We start from the raw sequence: 26,969 nt of genomic DNA, 5'->3' as shown, positions 1-26,969 counted from the left end.
AAAATCTTCCAAGATTTTTGCGTCGCCCGGTATAGAGCGCTCATATGAAGTTTCAAACCCCTCTCATCCCGGCACGGTTGCTGAGGCGCTACAAGCGCTTCCTGGCCGATATGGTGCTGGAGGACGGGCGAGAGGTCACCGCCCATTGCGCCAATCCCGGCTCGATGATGGGCCTCAAGGACCCCGGGCTGCGCTGCTGGCTAGAGCCCAATGACGACCCCAAGAAGAAGCTCAAATACGGCTGGCGGCTGGTCGATCACGAGAACGGGCATCTGACCGGCGTCGACACCAGCCTGCCGAACCGGATGCTGCGGGCCGAGCTGATGGCGGGCCGCGTGCCCGAGCTTTCGGGCTATGACCTAGTGCGGCCCGAGGTGCCCTATGCCGCCAAGAGCCGCGTCGATTTCCTGATGCAATCGCCCGGTCGGCGCGATGCCTATGTCGAGGTGAAATCGGTGACGCTGAGCCGCCAGGCGGGCCTCGGCGAGTTCCCCGACAGCGTCACCGCCCGCGGCGCCAAGCATATGGGCGACCTGGCCGAGATGGCCCGGCAGGGCCATCGCGCGGTGGTGTTCTTTCTGATCCAGCGCACCGACTGCGACCGGGTCAGCATCGCCGCGGATATCGACCCGGCCTATGCGGCCGCCTTTGACGCGGCCATGCAGGCGGGCGTTGAGGTCATTGCCTATGACTGCGCCATCACGCCCGAGGCTGTGACGCTGCGCCACTGCGTACCCGTCGACCCCTAGCCCTCGGCGGCGACCTGCCCTATATGCAGCGCGACACCAAGCAGAGAGACAGACCCGTGGACGAGCGCAACCGAGGACGCCTGACCAAAGACGGCATTCGCATCTATGAGCCGAGCGATTTTGAGGGCATGCACGCGGCGGGCCGTTTGGCCGCTGAGATCCTCGACAACGTGGCGCCTCTTGTGCAGGTCGGCGCGACCACCGCCTTGTTGGATGACTTCATCCGCAACGCGGTCGAGGCGGCGGGCGCGAAGTCAGCCACCATCGGCTATAAGGGCTATCAGCACGCCAGCTGCATCAGCGTGAACCATGTGGTCTGCCACGGCATCCCTGGCGGCAAGGTGCTGAAGGATGGCGACATCCTGAATATCGACGTCACGGTGATCGTGGATGGCTGGTTTGGCGACACCAGCCGGATGTATGTCGCGGGCAAGCTTTCCCGCCGCGCCGAGCGGCTGATCCAGGTGACCCATGACGCGCTGTTCAAGGGCATCGAGACAGTCAAGCCGGGCAACACTTTCGGCGATATCGGCCACGCCATTCAGGCCTATGTCGAGGCGCATCGCATGTCCGTGGTGCGCGACTTCTGCGGGCATGGGCTGGGGCGGGTGTTCCACGCGCCGCCCAACGTCTTGCACTACGGGCGCGCGGGCACCGGCGCGGTGCTCGAGGAGGGCATGTTCTTCACCATCGAGCCGATGGTGAACCTGGGCCGCCCCGAGACCAAGGTGCTGGCCGATGACTGGACCGCGGTGACCCGCGACAAATCCCTCAGCGCGCAGTTCGAGCACTCGATCGGCGTGACCGCCGATGGGTTCGAGATATTCACCCTATCACCGGGCGATAAGTACCACCCCACATACACGGCGTGATGCGGGCCGCGCTGGCGGTTCTGCTCTTGGGTCTCTGGCCGTTTCAGGCCGGGGCCGCCGAGATCGGCGACGCCTATCGCGCTTGGGTCGCCTCGCATGGGGCCGCGCCCGCTACCCTGGCCGTGATCTCGCCCGAGGGCGTTTTGACCGAGCAGCTAGGGGTGGCGGCGGCGCCGAGCGCCGCGATGCCTCTCGCCTCTGTCTCCAAGACCCTCGCGGCGCAATGCGTGCTGGATCTGGCGCGGGCAGGCGCGCTGTCGCTCGCCGATACCTTGCAGCAGCATCTGGGGTGGCAGGGCCCGCAGGGCAGGGTCACCCTGGGCGCGCTGCTCACCCACACAAGCGGGCTCTGGCCGGACAGCACGCAGGAGGGCGCCACGGGCCGCACCCTGCGCAGCACGCGCCACGCCGAGCGGATCATCGAGGCGCTGAGGACCCGCCCGCTGGCGACGCCAGAGCATCGCTACAATAACGAGAACTACCTGGTGCTGGGCGACGTCCTGCGCGCCGCTGGCGGGGCTGACCCGTTCGAGACCTGCAAGGCCCGCGCGGGCTCCTGGCAGGGGCTGGAAAGCCTCGCCATGGCGCCGGGCACGCGCGCGCTTGGCATGGCGGGGGGCTATGCGGGCGCGGCTCCGGATCTGGCGCGCTTCGTTGCGGGGCTAGAGGCGCGGGCCGATTGGCCGAGCGTGCAGGTCGCCCCGGGGGTGCTCTATGGTCCGGGCGTCCTGATGCGCAACGTGCCCAAGGGGCGCAACATGTGGCATTTCGGCGGGATCTGCACGCGCGTCTCGGCTGAGAATATAGGCGCCTTTGTGGTGCAGCTGGCCAGTGGTTGGAGCGTCGCCGCGCTCTATTCCGGGTGTCAGGACGCGGAGGCGCTCTTGGCCTTGCAGCGCGATATCTTGGTGCCGCTCGACCGTTAAGCGTCCCCCGCGCCACGCCCGTCGTGCAATCCACGGTAGGGCCTTGATTTCGCTTCACACGCACCGGCACGCGGTCTAACGCAAGGGAAGCGGCCAGGCGGGGCCCGCATGTTTGGCCCGCGCCCTGGCCGCACAATCCCAGGGGGAAGAATTTTGGGCGCGCTTGATCAGAACCTTGAGATCCTAAACCAGCTCTTGGAGCGCTTCAAAAACACCGGCATCCTGAACCGGATCGGCGGCGCGGATCACGACGGCGCGGGCGGGACGTTCCAATCCCGATCGCCGGTTGACAAGAGCCTGATCTGCCAGGTTGCGCGGGGCGACGGGCGCGACATCGACGCCGCCGCGCGGGCCGCCGCTGGGGCCTTTCCTGCCTGGCGCGACATGCCCGCCAAGGAGCGGCGCGCGATCCTGCTGCGCGTGGCCGAGGGGATCGAGGCGCGGGCCGAGGAGATCGCGCTCTGCGAGTGCTGGGACACCGGCCAGGCCTGGCGCTTCATGTCCAAGGCCGCGCTGCGCGGGGCCGAGAACTTCCGCTACTTCGCCGACCAGGTCTCCGGCGCCCGCGACGGCCAGCACCTGCCCTCGCCCACCCTGATGAACGTCACCACCCGCGCGCCGATCGGCCCGGTGGGCGTGATCACGCCCTGGAACACGCCCTTCATGCTGTCGACCTGGAAGATCGCGCCGGCGCTGGCCGCGGGCTGCACCGTGGTGCACAAGCCCGCCGAGCTGTCGCCCCTGACCGCGCGCCTGCTGGTGGAGATCGCCGAGGCGGCCGGGCTGCCGCCGGGGGTGCTCAACACGGTGAACGGGTTCGGCGAGGAGGCCGGGCGCGCGCTCTGCGAGCACCCCGCCATCCGCGCCATCGCCTTTGTCGGCGAGAGCAAGACCGGCAGCATGATCGTGCAGCAGGGCGCGCCCACGCTCAAGCGCAACCACCTGGAGCTGGGCGGCAAGAACCCGGTGGTGGTGTTCGAGGACGCCGACCTGGAGCGGGCGCTGGACGCGGTGATCTTCATGATCTACTCGATCAACGGCGAGCGCTGCACCTCGTCCTCGCGCCTGCTGGTGCAGGACAGCATCCGCGCCGATTTCGAGGCCCGGCTGGTGGAGCGCGTGAACGCCATCAAGGTGGGCCACCCGCTGGACCCGGCCACCGAGATCGGCCCGCTGATCGCGCGGGAGCATTTCGACAAGGTCACGGGCTATTTCGAGATCGCGCGCCAGGACGGGGCCGAGATCGCCGCGGGCGGCCAGGCGGCGCCCGGCGATGGCTACTACGTGCAGCCGACGCTCTTCACCGGCGCCACCAACGACATGCGCATCGCGCAGGAGGAGATCTTTGGCCCGGTGCTGACCTCGATCCCGTTTGCGACCGAGGACGAGGCGCTGGCCATCGCCAACGACAGCCCCTACGGCCTGACCGGCTATGTCTGGACCAATGACCTGACCCGCGCGCTGCGCTTCACCGAGCGGCTGGAGGCGGGCATGATCTGGGTGAACTCCGAGAACGTGCGCCACCTGCCGACGCCCTTCGGCGGGGTGAAGTCCAGCGGCATCGGGCGCGACGGCGGCGACTGGTCCTTCGAGTTCTACATGGAGCAAAAGCATATCGGCTTCGCCACCGGGCAGCACAAGATCAGCAAGCTGGGCGCATTGGACTGAGACAGGACTAAGACAGGACAAAGACAGGGCCCACCCGTCCCAGGCTTGACCCGGGACCTGCGCCAAGATTTGAATTAGAGGCCCCGGGTCAAGCCCGGGGCGCGACAAACCAGGAGGCCAACGTGCCGATCCCCGCACCAAACCTTTACCCGCCATTCAATACGATCCGGCTTAGCCATGTCTGCCTGAACGTCTCTGATCTGGCCGCGTCGACAAAGTTCTATTCCGACATACTGGGGCTTCAGGTCACCGACGCGAATGACACTCATGTCTATCTGCGCGCCATGGAGGAGCGCGGCCATCATTGCGTGATCCTGCAGAGATCCGCGCAACCCGGCACGGTGGAGGTGATGGGCTTTAAGACCTTCGACGAGGAGGACCTGGACCGCGCCGAGGCGTTCTTTCAGTCCCAGAACCGCCCGACGCAATGGGTCGAGCGCCCCTATCAGGGCCGCACGCTGCTGACCTCGGACAATTTCGGCATCCCGCTGGAGTTCTATCACAAGATGGACCGGCTGGAGCCGATCCACCAGAAATACGCGCTCTATCGTGGGGTCAAGCCTCTGCGGATCGACCATTTCAATGTCTTCTCGCCGAATGTGGACGAGAGCGTGGCGTTTTACTCCCAGTTTGGGTTCCGCGTGACGGAATACACCGAGGATGAGGAGAGCAAGCGCCTTTGGGCGGCCTGGATGCACCGCAAGGGCGGCGTGCATGACATGGCCTTCACCAACGGCACGGGACCCCGGATGCATCACCTGGCCTTCTGGGTGCCGACGCCGCTGAACATCATCGACCTCTTGGATCTGATGTCCACCACCGGCTATGTCGGCAATATCGAGCGCGGGCCCGGGCGGCACGGCATCTCGAACGCGTTCTTCCTCTATATCCTGGACCCTGACGGGCACCGCACCGAGATCTACTGCTCGGACTACCAGACCGTTGATCCCGACCTCGAGCCGATCAAATGGGACCTGCAGGACCCGCAGCGCCAGACCCTTTGGGGGGCGCCCGCGCCGGAAAGCTGGTTTCAGCATGGCACGCGGTTCGTGGGCGTGGACACGCAAGACTCGACCATCGCTGCCAGCCCGATCATCGCGCCGTAGCGCGTTCGGCAGGCGGCGCGCATCCGTATTTTTGGCCAAGAAGAAGCAGGAAAGAAAATGAGATTTGCAACCATACGCGCGAGCGGCGCGCAGCTTTATGGGACCGTGTCAGAGGCGGGTTTCACCGCGCTGTCCCCCGAATTCCCGCAGTGGAGGACCCTGCGCGACGTCATCGCCGCGGGCGGCCTGGCAGAGCTGGCGCTGGCATCCGCCGGCCGCGACGTGACCCATACCGAGTTCAGCTATGACATCCCCGTGCCCGACCCCGAGAAGATCATCTGCGTGGGCGTGAACTTCCCCGACCGCAATGCCGAGTATAAGGACGGCCAGGACGCGCCGCCGAACATGTCCCTATTCCCGCGATTCGCGCGCAGCTTCACCGGGCATGGCCAGCCCCTGACCCGCCCGCCGGAGAGCCACAAGCTGGACTACGAGGGCGAGATCGCCGTGGTGATCGGCAAGGCCGGGCGGCGCATCCCGCAGGCGCAGGCCTATGACCACATCGCCGCGCTGACGCTGTGCAACGAGGGCACGATCCGTGACTGGGTGCGCCACGCCAAGTTCAACGTCACACAGGGCAAGAACTGGGACGGCTCCGGCGCGATGGGCCCCTGGCTGGTACCGTTTGAGGACCCCGCGCAGTTGGACGATGTGCGGCTGACCACCCGAGTGAACGGCGAGACCCGCCAAGAGGACCGCACCGGACGGATGCTGTTCCCGATCCGGCGGCAGATCGCGTATATCTCGACCTTCACCACCCTGGTGCCCGGCGACATCATCGTCACCGGCACCCCCACCGGGGCGGGGGCGCGGTTCGACCCGCCGATCTTCCTCAAACCCGGCGACGAGGTTGAGGTTGAGGCCCAGGGCATCGGCATCCTCAAGAACGGAGTGGTGGACGAATGACCCCCCAGGAACACGCCGCCGCCGCCGCGGATCTGCTGCGGGCCGAGCGCACCGGGCAGCAGATCGGGCTCTTGACGCTGCGCCACCCGGAGATCTCCATGGATGACGCCTATGCCATCCAATCCGCCATCCTCGCCGCCAAGCTCGAGCAGGGGCGCCGCGTGATCGGCTGGAAGATCGGGCTGACCTCGAAGGCGATGCAATCGGCGCTGGGCATCGACATCCCGGACAGCGGAATATTGTTCGACGACATGGCCTTTGACAGCGGCGCGACGGTGCCGGCGGGGCGCTTCATCCAGCCGAGGATCGAGGCCGAGATCGCCTTTGTCATGGGCGGCGCGGTGGGCGGCGAGGGCGTCACGCGCGCGGACGTGATGGCCGCGACGCAATACGTGGCCCCCGCAATCGAGATCCTCGACACCCGGGTCGAGCGCCGCGACGCCGCCTCCGGCCAGCCGCGCAGGATCTTCGACACGATCAGCGACAACGCCGCCAATGCCGGGATCGTCCTGGGGCGCGAACGGCACCCCCCCGACAGCGACCTGCGCTGGGTCGGGGCGATCGTGTCGCGCAACGGGGAGGTCGAGGAAACCGGGCTGGGCGCGGGCGTGCTGAACGACCCGGTCGAGAGCGTGGTCTGGCTGGCCCGACGCATGGCGCAATACGGCCAGAGCATCGAACCCGGTCAGGTGATCCTGTCGGGCAGCTTCATCCGCCCGGTGGAATGCCCGCCCGGGGCAGAGATCCATGCAGATTTTGGCCCGTTCGGGTCGGTGGAGATCGCCTTTGCAGGCGGCGCGCGCCCGGCGCCGCGCTAGTGACGGAGCATTGAAGGCCCCGCGGGGCGGGGCGGCCTGGCTGCTGACCTGGACTTGGGCGCTTGCCTTGCGAAAAAACCCGGCCTTTGGGGCCGCCTGACCGTTTGCGCGCGGCGGCCCGGCATGCCAGACAGTCGCCAGGGAGATCGAAACATGAAGATCGCGGAAGAGGTGACATTCGGGGGCTCTGGCTTGGACCGGGCGGCCGAGCTTCGGGACAAGCCGGAGGCGATTTCGCGGCTTCTGGCGGACCCGCAGGCCCGCGGGCTGGTGTTCTGGCGCGGCAAGCCCTTGCTTGCGGGCGAGGACCGCGACGCGGCGGGGCTGGTCAAGACGGATCACCCGGTCCTGCAGGGCGCGGCGGCTCCGCTGTTTCTGGGTCTCGACGAGGCGGGCGCGCGCTTTGCCTACGACATCTCGCATTGGGAGCCAGAGGCGCTGCCGGACACGATGGGGCAGTTCTTTGACCCCTCCGAGGTGGCGCATCCGGCGCTTGGCCCCGGCTATGTGTTTCACGAATTGCGCGGAGTCATGACGCGGCTATCGGCGCGTGACGCCGAGCTGATTGTCACCGCGCAGGCGCTGTTTAACTGGCACCGGACGCATAAGTTCTGCGCCCGCTGCGGCAGCCGCTCCGAGATCACGAACGCCGGGTGGCAGCGCAATTGCTCGGCCTGCAACGCGCCGCATTTTCCGCGCACGGACCCGGTGGTGATCATGCTGATCACCCGCGGCAACAAGGTGCTGATGGGGCGTTCTCCCGGCTGGCCGGAGGAGATGTACTCGCTGCTGGCGGGCTTCGTGGAACCGGGCGAGACCATCGAGGCCGCGGTGCGCCGCGAGGTCTTCGAGGAGGCCGGCGTGCGCGTGGGCGCGGTGGAGTATCTCAGCTCGCAGCCCTGGCCCTATCCCAACTCGCTGATGTTCGGCTGCTGGGGCGAGGCGACCTCTGACGAGATCACAATTGACCCCAATGAGATCGAGGATGCCAAGTGGGTCACCCGCGAGCAGATGATGGATGTGTTTGCGGGCAACAGCGACGCCATGAAACCGGCCCGAAAGGGCGCAATCGCGCATTTCCTTATTTGGAATTGGCTGCGAGACGCGCTAGATTAACCCGGCGAAAAGACCAATAAGACATAGAGCAGCAGCATGCGTTTTTCGACCAAAGAAGACATCGAAGCACCGATCGAGCACGTCTTTGCTTCGGTCACTGATTTTGACGGCTTCGAGCGCCAGGCCCTGCGCCGCGGCGCCGAGGTGCAGCGCCATGATGCTTACGGCAAGCCGGGCATCGGATCGGAGTGGAACCTGAAGTTTAAGTTCCGTGGCCGCATGCGCGAGGTCTACGCCCGGATGACCGAATTTGAGGCGCCGAATGGCTTTGTCACCGCGACGGAAGCCGGCGGGCTTGAGGGCGATGTGGCGCTAGAGCTGGTGGCCCTGTCGCCGCGCCGCACGCGTATGCAGGTCTCTGTCGATCTTAAGGCGCGGACCTTGGCGGGACGCCTGCTGGTGCAATCGCTGAAATTCGCGCGCGGCAACCTCAACAAGCGCTTTGCGAACCGCACCTGGCAATTCGCGCAAGACGTGGAGAGAAAGTACAAAGAATCGGCGTAGCGCGGCCTAGCTCGGGCTGGCGTGGTAGAGATGCGTGAACGCGGCGACCCCTATGAGCGGGGCGACAAGCTGTACCACCGGGATGTTCAAGCCAAGCCCGACCAATAGGCCGACCGCGCAAAGCGGCAATATGCCTGTGCGGAAGGCCGCCTTCGCCTCTGGCGTCGGCACCCGCCGCAGCGCCACGGTTTCGAAATACTCTCTTGCGATCAGATAGCCGCCGGCCAGCACAAACAGCAGTGCGGCGGGCAGCCCGGTGAGCCAGGCGATGACCCAGGCCGCAAGGCTGACGCCCAGCATCAAACCCAAGAACCGTAGCGCGTAGCCGATGACCTCGCCCGCGCCGCGCCTGCGGACCTTTGGCAAGTGCGGGTAGTGGCGCGCCTCCACCGCCTCCACGATGGGCTCCAACAGCGCGCCGATGATGGCCACGGCGAGGGGCGACATGATGTAGGTCCAAAAGAGCCAGGACGACCAGCGCACCCAGCCGCCGCCCTGCTCTGAGGTCTCGCCGCCCCAAAGCCCGGCGGGCGATGGGATCCAGTCGATCACCGCGGCGATACCGACAATCACCAGCAGGAATGGCCCGGTGACCAGCACGGCAATCACCAGCGCCAGGACCAGGATCCCAAGGATGCGCCTGTCGGCGAGCTGCGCGAGCGCCAGCGACAGCGCGCGGGGCAGGGCGGTGGCGTTCACGCGGAACGCCACTCGGTGATGGCGTCCAGGTCCGGCCGCGGGCGCTCTGGAGGCGCGACGGTTTCGGTCCCGATATGCATCAGCCCGGCCACCCGTTCGTGATCGGCAAGCCCCAGCCCGTCGCGGATGAAGTCACGGTCATGGCTGGGCCAGCCCGAAAGCCAGTTCGCGCCCCAACCCGCGGCCAGCGCCGCGTTCAACAGCGCCAGGCAGACCGCCCCGGCGGAGTAGACCTGCTCGATCTCGGGGACCTTCTCTGAGGGCTTGGGCGCGCTGACCACCGCCACGGCCAGCGGCGAATTGGTGTACTCGTTTGCGGCCTTCTCGACCTTCTCGGGCTCGATCCCAAGCGCCGGGCCGCGCGTGCGCACCAGCGCGGCCAGCCGGTCCAAGGCGCCGCGCTCCAGCACGATGAACCGCCAGGGCTCTAGCTTGCCGTGATCGGGGCTGCGCGCAGCCGCTGTCAGCAGCGGTTCAAGCGCCGCGCGATCCGGCGCGGGCCCCGAGAGTGTCTTGGCCGGGCGCGAGCGTCGGGTCAGCAGGAATTCCGAGGCGGCGGGATTTGGGTCGGGCATGTGTCCTCCAGGTTTTTCGCTGATGTTGGGAAGAACGCGCCGGGCTTCAAGCCATGGTGCGGTCATTTGGTGACAACTGCGTGAAATCCGCCATGCCTAGACAGCAAAAAGCCCGGGACTGGCCCGGGCTCTCAGCGTCGCGACAAAGGGCGGCCTTAGCGGCGGATGCCCAAGCGCTTGATGATGTCCTGATAGCGCGCCACGTCCTTGGCCTTTGTGTAGTCCAAAAGCTTCCGGCGCTGCGCGACCAGCTTTAGAAGGCCACGGCGCGAGTGGTTGTCCTTCTTGTGGGTCTTGAAGTGCTCGGTCAGGGTCGCGATGCGGCTGGTGAGGATGGCCACCTGAACCTCAGGCGAACCGGTGTCGCCCTCTTTGGTGGCGAATTCCTTCATCAGGCGGGTCTTTTCTTCGGCAGTGATCGACATCGGGGTCTCCTGTCTTAAAGGGTTGATGGCGCAAGCCGGGATGTCGTCCAGCAGGGCCCGTGGAGGGGTCTTTGCCCCCATTGGAGGCGAAGATGGGCGCGTATAAGAGAAATCCTTGCGCAATGGAAGCGGAATCTTCGCGGCGGTCCCTGCGCCTGTCCGCGGCGGTTGAGGCGCGTTCTCGGCGCGCGCCCTGGCGAGCCGGGGCCGCAGATCCCGGTGGCGCCAGCCATTTACCTTAAATTGACTCTACTATTCCCAGCGTTCCCGCCTCAATCAATGCTATTGTGACATCTTGGGATGACTGGAGCGAACCATGCTTGCGGCCTTGATCATACTGGGACTGGTGCCCCTGGCGGCGCTGCCTTTCTTGGTAGAAGTCGATAGCGATGCCGACGACCAGGCGGATGACGGCGCGGCCGCGGAAGCGGGCGGCGCGGAGCCGCAGTCTCAGGTCGTGCCGCTGGAGGACGTCGTCTCGCCCGAAGGGGACGACCCGACCGGGGCATCGGGCGACGAGGCGGGCGCGACCGGCGAGATATACAGCCTGGACAGCGGCTCTGGCGACATGACCATCGAGAGTTTCGAGCCCGACCGGGATATCGTGGAGCTTGATCTTTCGGGCACGACGGGCGGCATCCTCTTTGAGGCGATGGATACCCCCGACGGCGCAATGGCGCGTTTCGATATCGGTGGCGAGGCCGAGATCTCCATCCTATTCCAGGATCAGGGCGAGGTTCCGGCGGACGACATCATGCTGCGCCTGCCCGATGCGGTTGATGGCTCGATCTTTGAGATCTCCTTGTCCGATGCCTTGGTCGCCGAGGAAATAGGCCAAGTGGTTTCACCCGACGCGCCGCCGCAGACCGAGCTTGACCCGGATCGCGAATTGGTGGACCCGCTTTTGGGCGTCATTGACCCGGTCGATCCGAACGCGCCGGACCCACGGCCTGTGGAGCCTCTTGACCCCGACACGATCATTGATCCCGTGGACCCCAACGCCCCGGACCCGCGGCCTGTAGAGCCCATTGACCCCGACACAATCCTCGATCCCGTGGACCCGGATGCTCCGGCTGATCCAGTGGTGGACGGAGGCGCCGGTGACCCGCTCGATCCGGTGGGTCCGAACGACGAGACATTCGGCCCCGAGGGGGATCTTGCGCTGCGTGAACTGTTGGAGCGGGACAGCGACAACCTTGTCGGAATGGGCGAGACCCTAAGCTCGGCGCTTGCGGCGGGTGTGGAGGACCTCACGCTCAGCGATGCGGGTGACGCGGTTGCCTTGGCCGAAGGCACCGGCGCAAGCACGTCCTTGGAGATGGGGCAGACCGCCCCCGTCGTTGGAACGGATGGCGTGGTTCAAGTGGTTGACGGGGCGCTGGGCGATGACCTCATCACTCTGGGCAGCGATGGCGGGTATGCCTTTGGCGGCGAGGGCGACGACACGCTTGTCGGCGGCTCGGGAAGCGGGGCTTTGTACGGCGGTGCGGGGGCGGATGATCTGACCGCCGGCGAGACCGGCGGCTACGCCGACGGCGGCAGCGGCGCTGACGTGATCACAGGCGGCGCGGGCAATGACGTGCTGGAAGGCGGCGAGCATGCGGGCGGCGCGCCGGGTGGCGATGACAGTATTGACGGCGGCGCGGGCGATGACCTGATCCGCGGCGGGCATGGCGCGGATACGCTGCTGGGCGGCGCGGGCAACGACGTGATCGACCATCTTGGCCGCACCGAGGAACGCGAGATTATCGAGCACCACGAATTCGCCTGGCATATTGGCGAGGATGCGGACAGCCTGGCGGGCGGCGAGGGCGACGACACGCTTATCTTTGACCGCCACGACACCGCCGAAGGCGGCGCGGGCAGCGACATGTTCTGGCTATACCATGACGGCGCGGACGGTTTGGAGGTGGCCCAGGTGGCGGACTTCCAGGTCGGGGAGGACTTCCTGCGCGTGTCGCTGAACCCGCAGATCGGCGAGAATGAAGAACCCGTGGTCGAGGTGCGCCCTTCCGCGGATGGCTCTGATGCCGTGGTGATCGTGAACGGTGACCTGGTGGCGGTGCTGCAAGGCGCGCCGACCGCCACCGCGTCAGACGTCTATGCCTCGGTAGAGCCCGATATCTTCCCGCTCGGCTCGGCGGCCTAAACCATCGCCGTTGGCGCCTGGCTTAGAAGCCAACAAGTGAGCCAGGCCCCGCCGGGGGTTCCCTCTAGGGCTTCGCGATCAATTCCCGCGGCAGATCGCAAAAGCACTCCGCCGGGCCCTCCGCGGTGATGCGAATGGGCTCGGTGATCTCCAGGCCCCAGTCATCCATCCAAAGACCCGGCATGAAGTGGAAGGTCATGTCGGGCTCTAGCACGGTCTCGTCCTCCTCGCGCAGGCTGATCGTGCGCTCGCCCCAGTCCGGCGGATAGCTGAGCCCGATGGCATAGCCGCAGCGGGCGCCGCGTTCGATCCCGGCCTTCTCCATCTCGGCGCCCAGGGCGTTGGCGATGTCGCGCGCCTGGTTGCCCGCGCGGGCGGCGTCCAGGCCCGCCTCTAACCCGGCGATCAGCGCGGCCTCGGCGCGCCGGATGTGGTCCGGCGGATCGCCCAGGAACACGGTGCGCGAGCAGGGCACGTGATAGCGCCGGTAGACGCCGGCAAGCTCAAAGAACGTCGCCTCGCCGTCGCGCATCTCGCGCCCGTCCCAGGTCAGATGCGGCGCGGCGGCGTCGGACCCGCTTGGCAGCAGGGGCACGATGGCGGGGTAGTCGCCCCAGTCCTCGCCGACGCCCAGAATGCCCTCGGCCATGATACCTGCGGCCAGCTCGTTCTTGCGCAGGCCGGGGGCGGCGCGCTCGATGGCATGGCGCTGGATCTTCTCGGTGATGCGCGCCGCACGGCGCATAAAGCCCAGCTCTTCGTCGGACTTCACCGCGCGGCACCAGTTCACCAAAGCCGTCGCGTCCAGGAGCGTGGCCTGGGGCAGTGCCTCGGACAGGGCGGCATGGGCCTTGGCCGAGTAATAGTAATTGTCCATCTCGACGCCGATCCGGCCTGCGCCAAGCCCCATGTCAGAGAGCCGCGCGGCGAGGTCCTGCATCGGGTGCCGTGTGGTGGATTGCACGTAGTGGTCGGCATAGCCCGCCACGTCCGTGCGGCTTAGGTCCACCGTGCGTTTGGCGCCGTTCGCGTCCTGATTGCGCCCCCACCAAAGCGGGCGACCGCCGGCCGGCAGCACCACCGCCTGATGCACATAAAAGGACCAGCCGTCATAGCCGGTCAGCCAGGCCTGGTTCGAGGGATCGGTGGCAATCACGGCGTCCAGGTCCTGCGCGGCCATGGCGGCGCGCGCCTTGGCAAGGCGGCGATCATACTCGGCGGCGGAGAAGGGGGGAATCGGATCGGTCATGCGCCAAGACTAGCGGGGTGATCCGGGATGTCGAATGGCGTTTAACGCCCTGGCGGCCCGAGCACCCGCCCCGGCAATCTTAGCACGCGCCCTGAGGGCTCCAAGCCACCGGCCCTTGCGCGTAGCCCACATAGAGCGGGTGCCTGGGGTGACCCTCTTTGGTCAGACCCAGCGCGAAGAGCTCTTGGCCCGTGCCGCGCAGCAGCGCCTCGACCTGCGCGCCGCGCTGACGGTGCGCGCCATGCGTGCCCCAGCCGCAGATGATTTGCTGCGCCCATCCCGCGCTTGCCAAGAGCGCCGCGTCGTTGCCCTCGCCCACCGGTTCGGCGGCCGCGCGCAGGTCCTTTGGGTCGGTGGCCCGCCAAGCAAAGAGGTTCACCACCCGGAACGCGCCGAACCCCATCGCGCGGGCGCGCCTTTCGCAGCGCTCTACGGTGGGGTCGTTGCGCAGCTCGCTGGCGGTGGAGGGGTTGAGCATCACGAAGGCCACGCCGCGCCCGGGGTGGTCCCAGGTCCGGGTTAGGCTGTAGCGGTAGCGCTCGCAGTCGGAGTATTCGGCCACAGAGGCGCAGCCTTCCGCCTCATGGCGGCGTGTGATCAAAGCACGAAGACCCGGCTGGGGTGCAGCTCGCCCGCGCGGTAAGTGCCCACCGCCACGGCCTTGCCATCAAAGCTGGCCCAGGCCTCGTCGCCGTATTCCGCCTCGGAGCTGAACACCATGCCGGGGTTGCCGTTGCGCAGCCGGGCCGCGCCCTCTGGCGTGCAGCGCAGCTCTGGCAGGTCGAACAGCCCGTCCTCCAGCGGCCGCAGAAAACCGTCCAGATCCGGCGACTTCGCCATCTCGTCGATCTGCGCGAGGGTCAGCCCGTCCGAGGCCTCGAACGGCCCGGACCAGAGCCGCCGCAGCGTGGTCACATGGCCCTTGCAGCCCAGCATCTCGCCCAGGTCGCGCGCGATCGAGCGCACATAGCCGCCCTTGCCGCAGACCAGGTCCAAAACCACGTGATCCGCGTCCGGGCGCTCAACGAAGGACAGCTCGTCCACAAAAAGCGGGCGGGCGGCGATCTCCATCTCCTCGCCATCGCGGGCGCGCTTATAGGCGCGCTCGCCGTCGATCTTCACGGCGGAGAATTGCGGCGGCACCTGCATGACGTCGCCCTCAAAGCTGGGCAGCGCGGCCTTGATCGCGTCGTCATCCGGGCGGGTATCAGAGCTGGCGATCACCTCGCCCTCGGCGTCGTCGGTGTTGGTGGCCTGGCCCAGCCGCGTGGTGAAGCGGTAGGCCTTCAGCGCGTCGGTGATATAGGGCACCGTCTTGGTGGCCTCGCCCAGGGCCACGGCCAAAACGCCGGTCGCCTCGGGGTCCAGCGTGCCCGCATGCCCGGCCTTCTTGGCCTCATACGCCCAGCGGACCTTGTTGACCACCGCGGTCGAGGTCATGCCCGCGGGCTTGTCCACCACCAGCCAGCCCGAGATGTCGAGTCCCTTGCGCTTGCGTGCCATGCTACTTGTTCCTGTTTTTACGAGCGCGTCGGCTACCGCGCCCGGTGCGCCAATGTCAACCGGCGGGCTTAACCGTGCCTATGATCGGTCCCATCGGCAGCCCCAGGTCGTGCCGGTCCAGCCCGGGCACGTAGAGCTTGGAGACCTTGCCATCCAGGTAAAGAGCGTTCGCCGTGCCGGCCAGGTCGCGGAAGAACCGCGCGAAGTGATGGAAGTTCACCGGCTCGTCGGAGATCCCCAGCACCACCTCGCGGCCATTGGCGCGCACGCCCACGCCGTTGCGGATGTGGCGGCTGTCGCTATCGGCCAGAAAGCGCGGGTGAAGCGCGCCGTCGATCACCAGCAACGGCCCGGATTGCGTCGCAAAGCGGCAATCAAGCGTCCCGGCATGCGCGCGGCTGTCCATCACGGCGGCCCCGCCGTCGCGCAGGCAGAGCACGCCGTTCGGGAGCATGCCGAAGTTGCCGGGCCCGGCGCGGGTCACAATCGGCGCCAGGGTCTTTGATTGCTCGACATATAGGCCCACCGGCGCGCGGTCGGGGTGGTACATGCCCGCGTTCATCGCGATGCCCAGGCGCGCGCCGCTCTGGCTTAGATGCTGATCCAGCCGGTCAAAGCTGCCAAAGGGCGTGCCCGCGTCGTCATGCAGCCAGAGCCGCATCTGCTCTGCCTCAAGATCCACCACGCACCAGGTAAAACCGGCGCCGTCAAAGCGCGCGGCTTGGCATTCTGCGGCTTGCGTCGCGGGCGCGAGCAGCGTCGCGATGAGCAGCGCAAGCCCCCGCATCTAGCCCTCGTCAATATCCCGCCGCACGTCGTCTTGGCCCAGCAGGCGCCGGGTCTCATCCATGCGGTCAAAGCTCTCGTCCAGCACAAAGCGCAGCTCGGGCGAGAATTTCAGCGTCAGGCCCTTGTTGATCGCCCGGCGCAGCTCGCCGCGGTTGCGGCGCAAGGCGTCGAGCGCTTCCTCGCGAAAGTTCCCGCCCAGCGGCAATACGTAAGCCGTCGCGACCTTGAGGTCGGGCGAGGTGCGCACCTCGGACACCGTGATCGACATGCGGTTCAGATCGGGGTCGTGAATGTCCCCGCGGTTAAGCACGTCTGACAGCGTGCGCCGGATCAGCTCTCCGACGCGCAGCTGGCGCTGCGACGGGGCGCGGCCCGGATTATGAGATTGCTTGCCCATGAAACGCGTGGTCCTGATCTGCGGCACATCCCAGCCTGCGCTGGGCTGACCTAGTTATGACACTTTCAGCGGTTTTGGAAGCGTTCAGTGTGGCGCTTTGCCAAGAAGCTCTGAAACGGTGACCAGCTCAAAGCCGCGATCGCGCAGCCCGGTGAGGATCGCAGGCAGCGCTGCCCGCGTTCCCGGGCGGGTGGAGTACATCGGGTGCAGCAGGATGATATCCCCCGCCCGCGCCTGCGACACCACATGCTTGGCCAGCGCCGCCGGGTCCTTTTGCAGCGCCAGATCGCCGTCGCCCTCCAGGCTCCACATCACCGAGAGCCGGTTCTGCCGGGCAAGCACCCAGGGCAGCACAAAGAGCTTGTTGCCATAGGGCGCGCGGAAGTGGATCGGGCCGTCATAGCCCAGGCCCCGGATCGCGGCGTCCGTCTGGTCCAGCTCGCGGCGCACAAAGCCCGGCGCGCGGAACACCATCCGCGCGTGGGTATAAGAGTGGTTGCCGATCTCATGGCCGGCCTCAGCGATGGCGCGGCTGGCCTCGGGGTGCTTTGCGATCGCCTCTCCGATCAAAAAGAAGGTCGCCACGGCGTCCTGCTCGGCCAGCATAGCCAGCACCTCGGTCGTGTGAGGCTGGCTCGGGCCGTCGTCAAAGGTCAGCGCAACGCGGGGCCGGTCCTGCGGCCCGTGGCTGCGCATTTCGCCGAACAACTGCACGCTCTCGACCCGCGCCAGTTCGCGCAGCCCGTAAAACGCGGCGGCCAGGATACAGATCGCAATGAACAAGTAACGCATTCCCGCTGCTTGAACGGTGCGGAGGTGAAACACAAGCTTTGCCAAGCGCGGGGCGGCAGGGTACAGGGGCGCAAACGGAGGGCGAGATGACGGAACGACCTGGGATCGTGGTGACGGGCGCCAGCGGGCGCATGGGGCAGATGCTGGTGCGCACGGTGCTGGGCTCGGACAAGGCGCGGCTGGTGGGCGCGGTCGAACGCGCGGGCCACCCCTGGCTGGGGCAGGACCTGGGCGCGGCCATGGGCGGCGCGGACCTGGGCGTGACCGTGACCGACGACCCGCTGGAGGCCTTCGCCAAGGCGCAGGCCGTGCTGGACTTCACCGCCCCCGCGGCGACCTTGGAGTTCGCGCGCATCGCCGCGCAGGCCCGCGTGGTGCATGTCATCGGCACCACGGGCATGAGCGCCGAGGAGATCGCAGCACTCGAGCCCGCATCGCGCCATGCGGTGATCGTGCGCGCCGGCAATATGAGCCTGGGCGTCAACCTGCTGGTGAAGCTGACCCGCATGGTCTCTGCCGCGCTGGACGAGGATTTCGACATCGAGGTCATCGAGGCGCATCACAACCAAAAGGTCGACGCGCCCTCGGGCACCGCGCTGATGCTGGGCGAGGCCGCGGCTGAGGGGCGCGGCGTTGCGTTAGAGGACGTCGCCGACCGGGGCCGCGACGGCATCACCGGCGCCCGCAAGCGCGGCGACATCGGCTTCACCGCGATCCGCGGCGGCGACATCATCGGCGAGCATGACGTGGTCTTCGCGGGCGCCGGCGAGCGCCTCACCCTGCGCCACGTGGCCAGCGATCGCAGCCTGTTCGCCAAGGGCGCGCTGCGGGCCGCGCTTTGGGGGCAGGGGCAAAAGCCGGGGCAATACGACATGATGGACGTGCTTGGATTAAACTGATCCAAACGATCCCCCGATACGTAGCCCTATTTGTTAGTGCGCGTTCAGTCGGGGGCATCCGATGCGAATTCTTGTTGTGTTTTTATGTTTGGTTGGGCTCTTTTCGGTACCTGCTGCGGCGGAGTCATTCCGTCACATCCAGGACGAGCGGAGCTTTGTGGATCTGGTGACCGGGAAGAAACTCACGCGGCTTGGCATCAAGCTTAGCGTGACGAATAACGGGCGGATCCAAGGCCGCGCCTTCGGCAAACCGGTGACGGGCAATTGGCGCTGGCAAAACGGGGCGTTCTGTCGAGATCTCTATCATGGCGACACCGACCTGGGGCCGAATTGCCAGCTGGTGAAGATGCGCGGCAACACCGTGCGGTTCATATCGGACCGCGGCACCGGGATTTATGCGGATTTTGCGCTGCGCTGAGGCCTGGGGTCTGGGACGGGGTTTGGCCTGGAGTGGACGTTGCGAGGCTCCAACTCCAAGTGCGACACCGGCGGACAGTTCAGCGCAGAAACTCGTGTGGCTCGGAGCATCTGTGTTCCCCTCCAATGTTCTGTTTCCGCATCCTTTCCGGTTCTTGGGGCGCGGGGTTCCTCTTGGGGGAGTTTGCTGTCGATAGTAAAGCGCTTCACCAACGTCAGAGGCAATGCCTAGGCGTAACGTGCCACAAGGAAACCTCCTGCGAGGCCGGGCAGCACCGGCAGCAACCAGCTGGCCCGCCAGCGTTACGATTAGACTGCGGGATCGGCCCCAAGTTCCTTCAGGGTCTCGGTCTTACCCGCCATCAGCCGCATCAGTTGCTGCTCGGTCAGTTCCGACTTCTTGAAGGTTCCCAAAGAGCGGCCCAGGAACAAGACCACAAAGGTGTCGCCGACCGGATACGCATGCTGCACGTTGTGTGTGATCAGGATCACGCCGACCCCGTTGTCGCGCGCCTCGCGGACGTAGTTCAGGACCATCTCGGCCTGACGCACCCCGAGTGCCGAGGTCGGCTCGTCAAGAATCAGGACCTTCGCCCCGAAGTGGACCGCGCGCGCGACCGCGACGCTCTGCCTTTGGCCGCCGGACAGGGTTGCAATCGGCCGCATGACATCGGCGGCCTCCGCGCCCATGCCGCGCATCGCCTCTTTGGTGGCCGCGATGGCATGCTCGGTGTCGAACCGGCGGAAGGGCCATCGCCCCTTGGCGGGCTCCCGACCAAGGAAGAAGTTGCGGTAGACCGGCATCATCGGCACCACCGCGAGGTCCTGGAACACGGTGGCGATGCCGAGATCGAGCGCGTCGTCCGGCCCATCAAAGACAATGTCCTCGCCATTGACCCGAATGGTGCCCTCGTCTGGCTTGATCACGCCATTCAGGGTCTGAATAAGGGTGGACTTTCCGGCCCCGTTGTCCCCCAGCAGGCAAACGACCTCCCCCGGGGCGACACTGATGGTCACATCCTTGAGGGCGGAGAAACTGTCATAGAACTTAGAGACGCCGACGGCTTCGAGGTAAGGTGCGGCGCTCATGAACGGCCTCCCTTCGGCTTTAGCGCCAGGGTGCGCGTATAATTATTGATGACCACTGCGATCAGAAGCATCCCGCCGAGGAAGGTCATGAACCACACGTCAGGCAGCGGCGTGAAGAAGAAGCCCTGGCCGACCATCCCGAACAACAGGGCGCCGAAGAACGCCCCGATGGGCGAGCCATAGCCGCCGGTCAGCAGCGCGCCGCCAATCACGGCGGCCGTCACGACCTCGAATTCGCGCCCCAGAGCGGCGTTGGCGTTGCCCTGGTTGATAGCATAGACATTGATGGCGGCGACAAGCGCTGCCGAAACGGCGGTGGCCACGTAAAGGATTATCTTGACCCGGTCCACCTTAATACCGGTGCGCACAGCGGCGGCGCGGTTTCCGCCGGTCGCGTAGATCCAGTTCCCGAAGATCGACCTCTGCAAGACCCATGCGCAGAGAAGCGAGACGCCAATCCACCAGATCAGCGATATCGAGAACGGTCCAACTGAGGAATTGAACAACAGCGACACCGGATCTTCGTCGGATACCGAGCGCACCCGGTCGATGATGCTATTGCCGGTCAGCATCCGCAGGATGCCCTGTGTCGCCCCGCGAATTATAAACAGCGTCGCAAGTGTTATGATGAACGACGGGAGCTTTGTTTTGACGACGAGGTATCCGTTGGTCAGCCCGATCAGTGTGGCGACCGCGACGCTGAAAAGGAAGGCCGGCAGCACCGCCCACCCCGCGTAGACAATTAGGTAACTCAGTGTGATCTCGCAGGCGGCGACGACAGATCCAACCGACAGATCGAATTCACCAGCCACGAGCAAAAGCGTGATGGGGGCGGCGATGATGCCAATAGTCGCCGCCACCTCCAGATAGTTTCTTGTCATCACCAAGGAGAGGAAACCAGCGTCGCCTGTGAATATCGCGAAGAACGCGAAAACGACAACGGTTCCGACGATTGCGGTGAACTCGGGCCGCGTGAAAAGTGCACGCAAGGCAAACCCGTTCCCCCGAGCGCGCCGAGCACTGGCGTCCGCTGCTGGCATGGTATTCTCCTTAGTGAAGGCAGGTACGGTTACTGAACGGCCAACAGGCTGTCGACGTTCTCAGGAGTGATAACCGCGGGCCCGGTGATAAACAGGCTGGTCGCCGGAAGGACGGCTTGGCGGTGGTAGAGCGCCAGCAGGACCACCGGATAGTATCCCTGCGCGTATTGCTGGGCGTTCAATGCGAAATCCATCTCGCCGGCCTTCAGCGCGTCCGTCGCGCCAACGGTGACGTCGATGGTGCCCCATTGCATCGCCTCTCCCCGGTCGCCCAGGTCGTTGCGCGCCTCCAGCATCGCGCTGATGCAGCACGAGCCGATGGAGAACACCGCATCGATCTCTGGGTCCTTGGTCAGCTCGGTCATCGTGATGGTCTTAATCCGGTTCGCATCGTTCAGATTGCTCACCGGGATCTCGGCCAGCGTGGTCCCGCCGTTGAAGGTGTCGCTGAACCCGTTTGTGCGGGCATCCACGAACGGGATGGCGCCGATTGGTGTGGTGATCACCAGGGCCTTCTTCGCGCCCATAGCGTTGTACTGCGCGGCCCCGATCTGGCCCTGAATCGTGGGGTCGTCGCCAACGAAGGTCAAAGCGTTCACCGCCTCCACCTGATCGCCGCCCTGGTTCACAAGGATAACGGGGATGCCCGCGTCGGTCGCCTTCAGGATCGAGTCGTTCAGCGAGTCTGGGCTGGGATTGCTGATAATCAACCCGTCCGGCGACGAGGCGATCGCAGCCTCGATGTTGCGCTGCTGCTGATTGGGATCGTTTAGGTTCTTGTCAGTCCCTCGATAAATGACGTTTACGCCCAGGTCCTCACCAGCCTGCTCAAGTCCGCTGACAACGCTGGTCCAGTAGGGGTCAGAAGACGGCGAGTGCGTGACCATCATAAAGGTCAGATCATCTTCAGCCATCACTGGCGTGCTCAGCCCCATCGCAACTGCGACAAGCCCGGCAATACGTGAAGATCGTGTAAACATGGTTGGTCCTCCTCCAAAGATCCGTAGCGCTGGAAATGTTCCGCGTTCACCAAGACCTCTCGGCTAGGTTTGCCGCGAAAAGCGCCGCTTCCAGCAAAAGTAAAGCGCTTTACTTATTTTGTTAAAGCCATTGTTAAAGCGCTTTACCTTTCTGTGTCAATCGCCGTTCGCCAAGCTCTCAAAGAATGCGTGCAGCAACAGGACGGGCGGTATGACGCCTAGTCTAACGATGGACGAAATCGCAGCGCGCACCGGCGTTTCGCGCGGCGCGCTAAGTCTGGCCCTGAGGAGCTCGCCGAAGATTTCGGCGAAGACCACCTCTCTCTTACAGGAATAGGGGCTGTGACGCCCGGGACATTCGGCTGGGTGTCCTGGTCTTCGAGGCTGACTTATGCACCATCATATCGCGGGTCTTGCTAACTCTTGGTCTTTTTCCCTTCAGGCGAGCGTGTGGCCCGTGAACTGGATCGGATCGCTGAGATGCGGGGTTATCCCTGTCTGGTTGTCAGCGATAATGGCACTGAACGGACTTCAAAAGCGATCCTGAAATGGCAAGAAGATCGCAAGGTCGATTGGCATTACATCGCCCCCGGCAAGCCCCTGCAAAACGGATTCGTGGAAATTTTCAATGGACGCATGAGGGATGAATGCTTGAATGAACATCTGTTCGATAGTCTGCGCCAGGCCCGAAATCTGGTGGCAGCATGGCGCACCGACTTCAACCACCACCGGCCCCATTTTAGCCTCGCTGGCATGACACCGGCGGAATATGCTAACCGGTCAGAAGAAGACCAAAACCTGAACAGAGCTAACCCAAATTGGCGGACCCTAAGCGGAGCAGGTCACAGTTAATGCGGCGTTTCGGCTTAAAATATGTCTGTGATGGGAAGGTCCGCGGCTGAGAACGGCCAAGTCTTGGTGCCCGGCGTTAAAGCCCCGCGGCGCGCCAGGACTGAATGTAGTCTTTGCCGAGGCCGCCAACATCCGTGGCGCCAAAGACCCAGTCTTCGGACCACGCGAACACCGCGGCGTGACGCGCCGCGCCAGCCCGACCATGCACCAGCAGCTGCGGCCCGGTCCCTTGGGCGGGAACGCTTAGGAGCGACCGCAACGTTGCAATCGATTGGACCAGCGCATGGTCGGGTGCCGAAGCGGAGTGGCCGACAACGGCGTCGTTCTCTGTCATCACCCAGGTCCTTGCATTGTCCATCACCGGGGCCAGGAAGGCCGCAAGGCTTTCGGTGGGATCGCGCGAAGCCTGCATGGCGCGTTTCGACAGCCGGTCCTGGATGGCTTGAGGGGAGATGCCCTGCTGCCCCCTTGGGTCGAAGTCGCCAAGCAGCGCCGATCGCGTCAAGAGCTCTGTGGAGGTTGCGCAGAAGCCATGCAGCAGCTCTGTGACCTTCGCGATATGCTCTGGCGTGTCGGAAAGTGCCACGCCCACAGACATGTCGACATCCGCACAAAACTCCGATGGTGCCTCTGCAACCGAGCAAAGCCGCCGGTTGCCGGCCAATATGCAAAGGGAAAGGCCCTTTGTGTTTTGGTATACCAGCCGCGCCGGGAGCATCGCGAGCGAGATGTCGCGCAAGAGCGCGTGGGTCAGGTCCTCGCCATCTTGCGCGGTCAGCTTGCGCCACCCCCGGGACGTCTCATCCTCGCCGATAAGCACGTCAATCAGAATGCCGAGTTCGCCGCGTTCGGTCATGCGGCCTCCCCAACCCATTTGAGCGTCAGCCGCGCCCCAGCTTCGACCGCGTCGGGGTCAACATCCGCGCCGCATCTGCAACAGATAACCTCGCCCGGATCACCGGTGGAGCGCATCAAAAAGTAGGACCTGTCTTGCGTGAGAAACGTCGTGAATTCGGTTTCAGACGCATGGTCCCCCTCAGCAGGGCAGGGGTTAGAGCGAAGAAGAACGCAGGCCATCTCTGCTAGGGCGTCCAGCTGCTCTTGCGGGGGCTTTTGCGGGGCGCTGAGCGACATCACCAAGGCGACGTCCAGATCGATATAGGCGCACAGGTCGCAGCCGGGCAAAGCGCTCCGCAGCTCGTCCAAGAGTTCGCCAATTCTCAAGTCACACCCGTTTTAAAGCGGACCATCCCCGCCAGCGGCGGTTTAACCGCATTTGCTTTATGATCTCCTAAGCATGGTCTTTTTAAGCGTTGGGGCAAGGCGGAAGCAGGGGCGCCTCCTAGGCCGGGGGGCGCACCGGTCGCTCCCGGTAGCGTGGCCCGGACTGCACGCGGCGCGGCATCACGGCGCCCTCGGAAACCGGTGGCGCGGGCCGCCGATTGAGCGGCGTCACGGTCTCAGCCTCAGCCCCAGCCACTCTCTGGTTCTCCACGTCGGTCGTGCTCGGATCGGTTCCGCCCGCGTCAGTCCCCTCCGCTGATAGCTCGCGAGACAGGCCCACCAGCGCGGATACAAACTCCGCGGCGCCGCTTTTCTCCCAAAGCGCAAAGTCGTTCTCGGCGTCAAGCGCCTGCGTCAGCGAGATTGGCAGGATCGCGCGAAACATATCCCCCGCCTCGGTCTGCATGCGTTGCAGCACGCGGCGGCGGTCGCTGTCGCTCAGGATCTTGTCAAAGCGCGTGACCAGAAGCAGGCTCTTGTCGGCCAGCGCCTCGGAATAGGCCTCCCAAACGGCGGCCTCGCTCTGCCGCCAAGCCTGCGTCGCGTGGGTGCACCAGATCGCCGCGTCGGCGAATTCCATGACCCGCTCCCAGACCTCGGCGGGGATGTTGGGGTCCGAGATCCCCGGCATGTCGATGATGTCAAAGAGCTCCAGAGTGTCTGCCTTATGGAAGATGCGGATGTATTCGGTGTCATGCGGCGAGATCTGGTCGATCTCATTGGTGTCAAAGGGGCAATCCTCGCCTTCGGTGCTGCGGAAATAGGGAGCGTCCGCGCCGTGCGAGATCCACACTGGCGGCAATTGCGTGGCCGTGACCTTTGTGGGCAGCGCGTTGCGGCCGATGAGCATGTTCGTCAGCGTACTCTTGCCCGCGCTGAACTCCCCCATGATCGCCAGGCGGGGTCGACCTGGCGCGCGTGCCTTACTGGGATCTGGGGGGAAGAATGACTGGGGGTGCGGGGGCATGAAAACCTCATCCAATGGGGGCGGGGCGGCGCGTCAGGCGACCATGGTGCTCAAGATCTCGAGCGACCTGTCGATGTCTTGGGTGCTGCGTGGCTGGTCCTGGCGCGCTTGCCCGGTGTCTCTTTGTGGATCCATAGCGGGGTCGGCGCGCGCCATGCGCTGCAGTGCCTCGTGCTGTTCCTGTAGGAACTCGGAGAACTGTGTGAGCAGCGCAGCGCGCAGCGGCTCGGCGTATTCACGGCTGAGCCCTTCTAGGATGGGCAACGACTCTGCCTTCACCAGCTCATAGAACTCATCAGAAAACGCGCTGTGCCCGCGTCTGCGCCGCCACCATTTCGACCACCAGTTGCTTTTGAGATCGAGCACGATCGTTTGCCCGAGGATCACCGGCGGCGCGGGTTTTTCTGGCTCCGGCGGGGTGATCTTGAAGACTGCGTCCCGAGCGACACCGCTGTTGCGGCAAAGCGCGGTGGCCTCTTGAGCCGCGCGCGCGAACGCCTCTTTGGCGTTTTGGACGGCGCGCTTTGCAAAGAGCTGATAGGCCGAGCGCAGGAGTACACGCAGCCCGGTCGGGTCGTAGGACCAGACCACGTCCTCGCCGTGGGCGTCGAGATGAGTCACCAGGGCCGCTGTGGCGCGGGACAGGAAGTTCCTGTGAACGCTTTGCATTCGGGTCTCGAAATCTGCCAGGTGCTCATCCAACACGCCCTGCAACACAGCGCCTCCGTCGGACCGCAGCTTCTCAAGCTGTGCCATGGCTTCGTCGGGCGAGATCGAGGCCTCTGTCGGCGCGGATTGCGTCGGTGCGCGCATGGCGGACTTTAGCTCGTAGGCGAGGTTCTGTGCGCGCCGCGCAACCTGATCGAGTGCCTCTTGGCCAGGACCCGCGGCGATGCGCCGCGAGATGGCCTCGAAAAGCTCGGGCACTCCCGAGAGCTTCCAAAGGATCTTGTCGTGCTCGGTAAGCCCTGGGAATTTGCCCCTATGCGCGGTGCCCCAGTTCTTGAGCGACGCAATCGCGTCCTGCGTCAGCGGCACGGCGTCCGTCTGCAGGGCGGCGGTCGCCCAATGCGCGCTGCCAAAAACGATCTCAAAGTCCTTCGTGCCGTTGAGATCCCGCAGGGTGCGCTCGATGCTCGCCTTGATCTCGGGCACTTGATTGCCGGGGTCAGACAGCTCGTCGATGCGGTTAACGAAAATCACGACTTGGCGCGCGTCCACGTTAGAAATCAAGCGGATTAGGGCCATATCCACCGTCGACAACGCCTGATGCGCCGACAGGACCACCACGCAGATGCGGCTGTCGCGGATCGCGCGGATGGTGATCTGCTCCCGCACCATGAAGGTGTCGTTTACGCCGGGGGTGTCACGGATGGCGAGGTTCATCGGCAGGCCGGGCCGCTCTAGGTAGAGATCGGCGGATTTGGTGATGTCGGCAAAACGTCCGTTGGCGCGCGTTGCATCCGTCTGCGAGTCGAATGCGTCGCCGAGGCAAACGTAGCGCTCGATCAAGCTACTGTCGAAAGTCCCGTAATCGTGGCTTTGGCCCAGCAGCAGCTCGTATTTGCGGCCCAGCCTGCGGCGTGACTTCTCCTGCATCGCCTCGACCTGCTGGCGGACCTTCTCGGCCTCGCTTTCCGAGCCCGCGCGGCCCGCGATCTCGCCGACCCGCCCGCCATTGGTGACGAGCCGGTCCCACTCGGCCTTCTCAAAGAAGCGGAACTCTGCCTGCGTGTCGCGTATAAGCGTATCAGGGGTCAGGTGCAGGGACGTTACAACCGAGGTCCATGGGTTCACATCCGCTGGCAGCAATCCCGGCCAGCCTACCATCGCGTTGACCAGCGACGTCTTGCCCGCCTTTACCTGGCCGATCATCGTGATCGAGGGTTCCGCTGCGGTCAGCTTGCCCTGCAGCGTTTTGGCCTTGGCGCCGATGGCCGCCCCGCCCGTGGCCCGTAAGGTCTGCAGGACCGACATCAGGTCGTCGCGTTGCGCCCGAAGCGCGTCGAGGGGCGCGAAATTGTCATGCACCAGCTTTTCATACCCCCGGGATACGGAAGGCTGTGGCTTTTCGAATTTGGCTTTTGCGTTCATCTTGACCTATCAAGTCGGTGCGCGTGCAGGGTCCAAGCGGCACTCGGGGGCGGCTGGGCGGCGCGGGCGCATGCTGGGGAGCATTCCGCTTGCCGCTGTCGAAA

The 26,969-nt window shown here is 65.3% G+C and carries 28 protein-coding genes and 1 pseudogene; 13 read left to right on the top strand and 16 right to left on the bottom strand.

From position 1 onward, the window contains the following. Nucleotides 1-44: 44 nt before the first annotated feature. The 9 genes from sfsA (at nucleotide 45) to AIOL_RS18115 (ending at nucleotide 8,665) form a co-directional block, all read left to right on the top strand. The gene (gene sfsA / locus AIOL_RS18155) at nucleotides 45-749 is read left to right on the top strand and encodes a DNA/RNA nuclease SfsA (protein WP_049644281.1); all 705 of its coding nucleotides are present in this window, start codon (nucleotides 45-47) and stop codon (nucleotides 747-749) included. Between the two features lie 56 nt (nucleotides 750-805). Beyond that, the gene (gene map, locus AIOL_RS18150; RefSeq protein ID WP_235439084.1) at nucleotides 806-1,621 is read left to right on the top strand and encodes a type I methionyl aminopeptidase; all 816 of its coding nucleotides are present in this window, start codon (nucleotides 806-808) and stop codon (nucleotides 1,619-1,621) included. Next, the gene (locus tag AIOL_RS18145; protein ID WP_152912587.1) at nucleotides 1,621-2,547 is read left to right on the top strand and encodes a serine hydrolase domain-containing protein; all 927 of its coding nucleotides are present in this window, start codon (nucleotides 1,621-1,623) and stop codon (nucleotides 2,545-2,547) included. The genes map and AIOL_RS18145 overlap by 1 nt, the downstream gene beginning before the upstream one ends. A gap of 153 nt (nucleotides 2,548-2,700) precedes the next feature. After that, entirely contained in the window at nucleotides 2,701-4,215 is a 1,515-nt protein-coding gene (gene hpaE / locus AIOL_RS18140; RefSeq protein ID WP_049644278.1) for a 5-carboxymethyl-2-hydroxymuconate semialdehyde dehydrogenase, read from the top strand. A 122-nt stretch (nucleotides 4,216-4,337) separates the two neighbouring features. Further along, a complete protein-coding gene (gene hpaD, locus AIOL_RS18135; RefSeq protein ID WP_049644277.1) occupies nucleotides 4,338-5,321 on the top strand; it encodes a 3,4-dihydroxyphenylacetate 2,3-dioxygenase in 984 nt (327 codons plus the stop codon). Nucleotides 5,322-5,378: 57 nt separating this feature from the next. Beyond that, nucleotides 5,379-6,227 (top strand): fumarylacetoacetate hydrolase family protein, encoded by an 849-nt coding sequence (locus AIOL_RS18130; protein ID WP_049644276.1) that lies wholly within the window; start codon nucleotides 5,379-5,381, stop codon nucleotides 6,225-6,227. Next, complete coding sequence (hpaH, locus tag AIOL_RS18125; protein WP_049644275.1) at nucleotides 6,224-7,045, top strand: 2-oxo-hept-4-ene-1,7-dioate hydratase; 822 nt, start codon at nucleotides 6,224-6,226, stop codon at nucleotides 7,043-7,045. The genes AIOL_RS18130 and hpaH overlap by 4 nt, the downstream gene beginning before the upstream one ends. Before the next feature lie 153 nt (nucleotides 7,046-7,198). Then, nucleotides 7,199-8,161, top strand: coding sequence for an NAD(+) diphosphatase (nudC, locus tag AIOL_RS18120; RefSeq protein ID WP_049644274.1), 963 nt, complete (start codon nucleotides 7,199-7,201; stop codon nucleotides 8,159-8,161). Nucleotides 8,162-8,197: 36 nt separating this feature from the next. Next, nucleotides 8,198-8,665, top strand: a complete 468-nt coding sequence (locus AIOL_RS18115) for a DNA polymerase III subunit gamma/tau (RefSeq protein WP_049644273.1) — start codon at nucleotides 8,198-8,200, stop codon at nucleotides 8,663-8,665. Between the two features lie 6 nt (nucleotides 8,666-8,671). Here AIOL_RS18115 and AIOL_RS18110 read toward each other — a convergent pair whose 3' ends face one another. The 3 genes from AIOL_RS18110 to rpsO form a co-directional block, all read right to left on the bottom strand. Continuing rightward, complete coding sequence (locus tag AIOL_RS18110; RefSeq protein WP_160314525.1) at nucleotides 8,672-9,364, bottom strand: EI24 domain-containing protein; 693 nt, start codon at nucleotides 9,362-9,364, stop codon at nucleotides 8,672-8,674. Further along, on the bottom strand, nucleotides 9,361-9,939 hold the full coding sequence (locus tag AIOL_RS18105; protein WP_049644271.1) for a nitroreductase family protein: 579 nt from the start codon (nucleotides 9,937-9,939) through the stop codon (nucleotides 9,361-9,363). The genes AIOL_RS18110 and AIOL_RS18105 overlap by 4 nt, the downstream gene beginning before the upstream one ends. A gap of 155 nt (nucleotides 9,940-10,094) precedes the next feature. After that, nucleotides 10,095-10,364: a 30S ribosomal protein S15 gene (gene rpsO, locus AIOL_RS18100; RefSeq protein ID WP_049645528.1), complete on the bottom strand. Its 270-nt coding sequence runs from the start codon at nucleotides 10,362-10,364 to the stop codon at nucleotides 10,095-10,097. Nucleotides 10,365-10,680: 316 nt separating this feature from the next. Between rpsO and AIOL_RS18095 the strand changes: the two genes are divergently transcribed. After that, nucleotides 10,681-12,513: a calcium-binding protein gene (locus AIOL_RS18095; RefSeq protein WP_049644270.1), complete on the top strand. Its 1,833-nt coding sequence runs from the start codon at nucleotides 10,681-10,683 to the stop codon at nucleotides 12,511-12,513. A gap of 64 nt (nucleotides 12,514-12,577) precedes the next feature. On the opposite strand, the gene AIOL_RS18090 is transcribed toward AIOL_RS18095, so the two are convergent. From AIOL_RS18090 to AIOL_RS18065, 6 genes are all read right to left on the bottom strand, one after another. Further along, nucleotides 12,578-13,762 carry a M24 family metallopeptidase gene (locus AIOL_RS18090; protein ID WP_049644269.1) on the bottom strand — a complete coding sequence of 395 codons (1,185 nt, stop codon included), beginning with the start codon at nucleotides 13,760-13,762 and terminating at the stop codon, nucleotides 12,578-12,580. 79 nt (nucleotides 13,763-13,841) lie between these two features. Continuing rightward, complete coding sequence (locus tag AIOL_RS18085) at nucleotides 13,842-14,363, bottom strand: DUF1643 domain-containing protein (protein ID WP_049644268.1); 522 nt, start codon at nucleotides 14,361-14,363, stop codon at nucleotides 13,842-13,844. Beyond that, on the bottom strand, nucleotides 14,360-15,265 hold the full coding sequence (truB, locus tag AIOL_RS18080) for a tRNA pseudouridine(55) synthase TruB (RefSeq protein ID WP_049644267.1): 906 nt from the start codon (nucleotides 15,263-15,265) through the stop codon (nucleotides 14,360-14,362). Before truB ends, AIOL_RS18085 begins: the two co-directional genes overlap by 4 nt. A gap of 55 nt (nucleotides 15,266-15,320) precedes the next feature. Beyond that, nucleotides 15,321-16,052: a phosphodiester glycosidase family protein gene (locus tag AIOL_RS18075; protein WP_049644266.1), complete on the bottom strand. Its 732-nt coding sequence runs from the start codon at nucleotides 16,050-16,052 to the stop codon at nucleotides 15,321-15,323. Continuing rightward, the gene (gene rbfA, locus AIOL_RS18070) at nucleotides 16,053-16,451 is read right to left on the bottom strand and encodes a 30S ribosome-binding factor RbfA (protein WP_049645527.1); all 399 of its coding nucleotides are present in this window, start codon (nucleotides 16,449-16,451) and stop codon (nucleotides 16,053-16,055) included. Between the two features lie 84 nt (nucleotides 16,452-16,535). Then, nucleotides 16,536-17,243, bottom strand: coding sequence for a polysaccharide deacetylase family protein (locus tag AIOL_RS18065; RefSeq protein WP_049644265.1), 708 nt, complete (start codon nucleotides 17,241-17,243; stop codon nucleotides 16,536-16,538). An 86-nt stretch (nucleotides 17,244-17,329) separates the two neighbouring features. On the opposite strand from AIOL_RS18065, the gene dapB reads away from it, so the two are divergent. Together dapB and AIOL_RS18055 are read left to right on the top strand one after the other, a co-directional pair. Continuing rightward, nucleotides 17,330-18,142 carry a 4-hydroxy-tetrahydrodipicolinate reductase gene (gene dapB, locus AIOL_RS18060; protein ID WP_049644264.1) on the top strand — a complete coding sequence of 271 codons (813 nt, stop codon included), beginning with the start codon at nucleotides 17,330-17,332 and terminating at the stop codon, nucleotides 18,140-18,142. A 61-nt stretch (nucleotides 18,143-18,203) separates the two neighbouring features. Further along, nucleotides 18,204-18,560: a hypothetical protein gene (locus AIOL_RS18055; protein WP_049644263.1), complete on the top strand. Its 357-nt coding sequence runs from the start codon at nucleotides 18,204-18,206 to the stop codon at nucleotides 18,558-18,560. 308 nt (nucleotides 18,561-18,868) lie between these two features. Here AIOL_RS18055 and AIOL_RS18050 read toward each other — a convergent pair whose 3' ends face one another. Genes AIOL_RS18050 through AIOL_RS18040 form a run of 3 tightly spaced genes read right to left on the bottom strand, consistent with a single transcriptional unit; the run spans nucleotide 18,869 to nucleotide 21,602 of the window. Next, nucleotides 18,869-19,648 (bottom strand): ATP-binding cassette domain-containing protein, encoded by a 780-nt coding sequence (locus AIOL_RS18050; protein WP_049644262.1) that lies wholly within the window; start codon nucleotides 19,646-19,648, stop codon nucleotides 18,869-18,871. Next, complete coding sequence (locus tag AIOL_RS18045) at nucleotides 19,645-20,688, bottom strand: ABC transporter permease (protein ID WP_049644261.1); 1,044 nt, start codon at nucleotides 20,686-20,688, stop codon at nucleotides 19,645-19,647. The genes AIOL_RS18050 and AIOL_RS18045 overlap by 4 nt, the downstream gene beginning before the upstream one ends. 29 nt (nucleotides 20,689-20,717) lie before the next feature. Further along, on the bottom strand, nucleotides 20,718-21,602 hold the full coding sequence (locus AIOL_RS18040) for a substrate-binding domain-containing protein (protein WP_160314524.1): 885 nt from the start codon (nucleotides 21,600-21,602) through the stop codon (nucleotides 20,718-20,720). Nucleotides 21,603-22,106: 504 nt separating this feature from the next. Here AIOL_RS18040 and AIOL_RS24585 point away from each other — a divergent pair. Further along, nucleotides 22,107-22,520: pseudogene (locus tag AIOL_RS24585) on the top strand (integrase core domain-containing protein); the annotation flags it as partial. A 76-nt stretch (nucleotides 22,521-22,596) separates the two neighbouring features. Here AIOL_RS24585 and AIOL_RS18030 read toward each other — a convergent pair. From AIOL_RS18030 to AIOL_RS18015, 4 genes are all read right to left on the bottom strand, one after another. Beyond that, complete coding sequence (locus tag AIOL_RS18030; RefSeq protein WP_049644258.1) at nucleotides 22,597-23,376, bottom strand: hypothetical protein; 780 nt, start codon at nucleotides 23,374-23,376, stop codon at nucleotides 22,597-22,599. After that, a complete protein-coding gene (locus AIOL_RS18025) occupies nucleotides 23,373-23,744 on the bottom strand; it encodes a hypothetical protein (RefSeq protein ID WP_160314522.1) in 372 nt (123 codons plus the stop codon). The genes AIOL_RS18030 and AIOL_RS18025 overlap by 4 nt, the downstream gene beginning before the upstream one ends. A 118-nt stretch (nucleotides 23,745-23,862) precedes the next feature. Then, nucleotides 23,863-24,693, bottom strand: coding sequence for a dynamin family protein (locus tag AIOL_RS18020; protein WP_053101308.1), 831 nt, complete (start codon nucleotides 24,691-24,693; stop codon nucleotides 23,863-23,865). A gap of 111 nt (nucleotides 24,694-24,804) precedes the next feature. Then, nucleotides 24,805-26,865, bottom strand: coding sequence for a dynamin family protein (locus AIOL_RS18015; RefSeq protein ID WP_049644256.1), 2,061 nt, complete (start codon nucleotides 26,863-26,865; stop codon nucleotides 24,805-24,807). Nucleotides 26,866-26,969: the final 104 nt, after the last annotated feature.

The organism is Candidatus Rhodobacter oscarellae (assembly GCF_001078595.1).
Classification (GTDB): domain Bacteria; phylum Pseudomonadota; class Alphaproteobacteria; order Rhodobacterales; family Rhodobacteraceae; genus Rhodobacter_B; species Rhodobacter_B oscarellae.
The sequence above is the reverse complement of the archived record's forward strand: the minus strand, read 5'-3'. Positions and strand labels throughout refer to the sequence as shown.

Coding starts and splice junctions, on each gene's coding strand:
- sfsA (WP_049644281.1), top strand. CDS start 45: ATGAAGTTTCAAACCCCTCTCATCCCGGCACGGTTGCTGAGGCGCTAC.
- AIOL_RS18145 (WP_152912587.1), top strand. CDS start 1,621: ATGCGGGCCGCGCTGGCGGTTCTGCTCTTGGGTCTCTGGCCGTTTCAG.
- AIOL_RS18130 (WP_049644276.1), top strand. CDS start 5,379: ATGAGATTTGCAACCATACGCGCGAGCGGCGCGCAGCTTTATGGGACC.
- hpaH (WP_049644275.1), top strand. CDS start 6,224: ATGACCCCCCAGGAACACGCCGCCGCCGCCGCGGATCTGCTGCGGGCC.
- nudC (WP_049644274.1), top strand. CDS start 7,199: ATGAAGATCGCGGAAGAGGTGACATTCGGGGGCTCTGGCTTGGACCGG.
- AIOL_RS18115 (WP_049644273.1), top strand. CDS start 8,198: ATGCGTTTTTCGACCAAAGAAGACATCGAAGCACCGATCGAGCACGTC.
- AIOL_RS18105 (WP_049644271.1), bottom strand. CDS start 9,939: ATGCCCGACCCAAATCCCGCCGCCTCGGAATTCCTGCTGACCCGACGC.
- rpsO (WP_049645528.1), bottom strand. CDS start 10,364: ATGTCGATCACTGCCGAAGAAAAGACCCGCCTGATGAAGGAATTCGCC.
- AIOL_RS18095 (WP_049644270.1), top strand. CDS start 10,681: ATGCTTGCGGCCTTGATCATACTGGGACTGGTGCCCCTGGCGGCGCTG.
- AIOL_RS18090 (WP_049644269.1), bottom strand. CDS start 13,762: ATGACCGATCCGATTCCCCCCTTCTCCGCCGCCGAGTATGATCGCCGC.
- truB (WP_049644267.1), bottom strand. CDS start 15,265: ATGGCACGCAAGCGCAAGGGACTCGACATCTCGGGCTGGCTGGTGGTG.
- AIOL_RS18075 (WP_049644266.1), bottom strand. CDS start 16,052: ATGCGGGGGCTTGCGCTGCTCATCGCGACGCTGCTCGCGCCCGCGACG.
- rbfA (WP_049645527.1), bottom strand. CDS start 16,451: ATGGGCAAGCAATCTCATAATCCGGGCCGCGCCCCGTCGCAGCGCCAG.
- AIOL_RS18065 (WP_049644265.1), bottom strand. CDS start 17,243: ATGCGTTACTTGTTCATTGCGATCTGTATCCTGGCCGCCGCGTTTTAC.
- dapB (WP_049644264.1), top strand. CDS start 17,330: ATGACGGAACGACCTGGGATCGTGGTGACGGGCGCCAGCGGGCGCATG.
- AIOL_RS18055 (WP_049644263.1), top strand. CDS start 18,204: ATGCGAATTCTTGTTGTGTTTTTATGTTTGGTTGGGCTCTTTTCGGTA.
- AIOL_RS18050 (WP_049644262.1), bottom strand. CDS start 19,648: ATGAGCGCCGCACCTTACCTCGAAGCCGTCGGCGTCTCTAAGTTCTAT.
- AIOL_RS18045 (WP_049644261.1), bottom strand. CDS start 20,688: ATGCCAGCAGCGGACGCCAGTGCTCGGCGCGCTCGGGGGAACGGGTTT.
- AIOL_RS18040 (WP_160314524.1), bottom strand. CDS start 21,602: ATGGCTGAAGATGATCTGACCTTTATGATGGTCACGCACTCGCCGTCT.
- AIOL_RS18030 (WP_049644258.1), bottom strand. CDS start 23,376: ATGACCGAACGCGGCGAACTCGGCATTCTGATTGACGTGCTTATCGGC.
- AIOL_RS18020 (WP_053101308.1), bottom strand. CDS start 24,693: ATGGGGGAGTTCAGCGCGGGCAAGAGTACGCTGACGAACATGCTCATC.
- AIOL_RS18015 (WP_049644256.1), bottom strand. CDS start 26,865: ATGAACGCAAAAGCCAAATTCGAAAAGCCACAGCCTTCCGTATCCCGG.